This window comes from Moorena producens 3L, assembly GCF_000211815.1.
Classification (GTDB): domain Bacteria; phylum Cyanobacteriota; class Cyanobacteriia; order Cyanobacteriales; family Coleofasciculaceae; genus Moorena; species Moorena producens.
Genome location: NZ_GL890891.1, coordinates 1 through 1520 on the forward strand (window position 1 = coordinate 1; position 1520 = coordinate 1520).

Annotated in this window: 2 protein-coding genes and 1 pseudogene; 2 read left to right on the forward strand and 1 reads right to left on the reverse strand. The window is 65.4% G+C overall.

Going from position 1 to position 1520, the window contains the following annotated elements; all coding sequences use genetic code 11:
* The coding region (locus tag LYNGBM3L_RS36405; RefSeq protein ID WP_008183670.1) for a CoA transferase at positions 1 to 507 on the reverse strand (507 nt) is incomplete at its 3' end.
* 48 nt (positions 508 to 555) lie between these two features.
* Here LYNGBM3L_RS36405 and LYNGBM3L_RS13055 point away from each other — a divergent pair.
* A complete protein-coding gene (locus LYNGBM3L_RS13055; protein ID WP_008183672.1) occupies positions 556 to 990 on the forward strand; it encodes a MarR family winged helix-turn-helix transcriptional regulator in 435 nt (144 codons plus the stop codon).
* A 10-nt stretch (positions 991 to 1000) separates the two neighbouring features.
* Positions 1001 to 1520: pseudogene (locus LYNGBM3L_RS45065) on the forward strand (hypothetical protein); the annotation flags it as partial.

Consider the following 1520-nt stretch of genomic DNA (forward strand, 5'->3'; position numbering starts at 1 on the left):
GGGGAGGCCCGACGTGTGGGTGAGTCCGCTCACGGCCTGGACGATGGGACCCCAGGTCTTGAAGGAGGCGTAGGGGCCGGTGTGTCCGAACCCGCAGTTCGACACGTAGATGATGTCGGGCTTCAGCTCCTTCAGCGCCTCGTAGCCGAAACCCAGCTTCTCGAGCACGCCCGCCGCGAAGTTCTCGCTGACGACGTCGGACCGTTTGACGATCTCGCGCAGCAGCTCCTTGCCACGGTCGGTTCGGAGATTGAGGGTGATGCCCTTCTTCTCCACGTTGTGGTTCTGGAACCCCCCGCCGAAGTCGACGCCGCGCCGGTCGTCGACGAACGGAGGCATCGTTCGCAGAATGTCCCAGCGGCCTTCTCGCACGGGGTCCTCGATCCGGATCACCTCGGCGCCGAAGGCGGCGAGCCACTTCGTGGCGCCGGCACCCGCAAGCTGGCCGGTGAAATCGCAGATCCGGTAGCGGCCGAGCGCCGTCTCTTCTGCCTTTTTATCTACCATGGATTTATCTTCCTTGACATATAGTTCCGAGGACGCCAGTTTGGGCCCGTGGCCAACAAGGCACTTATCACCGAGTCTCCCGACCTGACGACCGAGCAGAAGGTCATGGCTCTCCTGTCGTGCCTCGCCCAGGAGCAGAAGGCTCGGATGGATCGCCTGCTTCGGGAAGAGCGGCTGTCCGTGCTGCAGCTTCAGATCCTCCACGTGCTCTCGAAGGCGCCGGAGGGGCGGCTCACGGTCAACCAGCTCCGGAGCTTTCTCGTCGACGACAGCCCCAACGTCTCCCGGACGCTCAACAAGCTCGTCGAGATGCGACTCGTCACGAAGGAGCGGAGCGCCGAGGACCAGCGCACGGTGTTCGTCACCATCACGAAGGACGGCGAGGCGGCCCACGTCTCGGCCGACGAGAGGCTGCTCGAGATGTCGACCGGCCTTTCGGAGCGCGAGCTCGAGCAGCTCTACCGGCTGCTGAAGAAGCTCTGAGGAGAGCGAGATGTCCGAACGAGCCGAGACGGATCTCGCGGCCGAGCGTGCCGCGGACACGAAGAACCTGAAGAGCGTCGGCCTGATCCACCTCGTCGCGCTCATGGCGGCGATCACTCTGTGGGGCGCGGCCGACACCTGGTCGACGACGACCGGGTGGAGCCTCGCCTGGATCGTCGCGATCGTGAACGCGGGACTCGCGGCCCACGTGATCGCGAACATCGGGCACGAGTGGGGACACTACCTCGGAGCCCGCCTCGCCGGATCGAAGACCCAGGCCTTCGACAAGCCGATCGGCTACTTCTTCATGTTCAACTTTCCGTTCGACCAGAACGACCGGCGTCAGTTCCTCTGGATGAGCTGGGGCGGGATCCTCGCCCCGTGGGTGCTCGTGGCTCTCACGCTCGTTTGCATCCCGGTCGACACGGCGAGCCGCGCCCTGCTGCTCGCGATGTTCGTGACGCGTGCGATGCAGGTGGCTCTCTTCGAGGTGCCGGTGGCTCGGCGCACCGCCAGGGGCGGAGACCCGC